This window comes from Niallia yueguangensis (genome assembly GCF_052663115.1).
The window spans coordinates 1-568 of the sequence record NZ_JBQTCX010000065.1; the positions used below are offsets into that span (position 1 = coordinate 1).

Here is a 568-nt window from a genome sequence, read left to right on the forward strand (position 1 = left end):
CTCTTTTAAACCATATACAAGTGATTCTCCACCAGGGAAATTGCCATCTTTTGCTTTTGTCGTAACATCTTTTACTGCTGTAGAAACACCTTTTAATGCAGATGTTAACACTACATTATGCTCTCCAACTACACCTTCCGGAGATTGATCAGAGTCTACTCCGATTGCCCAAATGTATTTCGAAGGATCTTTTTCTTTTAATTCACGAGCCTCGGTAAATAAACCAGCACCTGTTCCTCCAGAAGCATGGAATACTACATCAGCGCCTGAAGAATACATTTTATTAGCAATTGTTTTACCGATTTCTGGTTTCGTGAAAGCACCAGCATATTGTACATCTACTTTTGCTTTTGGATTGGCAGCCTTAACACCATCAACAAATCCAGCTTCAAAATGCCAAATAATTTCATTTTCCATCCCGCCGATAAAGCCGATTTTATTAGATTTTGTTGCTTTACCTGCAGCAAGACCAGCTAAGAAAGCACCTTCTTGTTCTTTAAAAGTGATACTTGCAACGTTCGGTTGTTTAACTACGGAATCTACAATCGCAAAATGAGCATCTTTTTGC

1 protein-coding gene is annotated in these 568 nt (G+C 38.6%); it reads right to left on the reverse strand.

Translation table 11 applies throughout. The annotated features are described in order from the left end of the window. A partial coding sequence (locus ACTYA4_RS22155; protein WP_445505879.1) for a BMP family lipoprotein occupies nt 1-568 on the reverse strand: 568 nt, incomplete at both ends.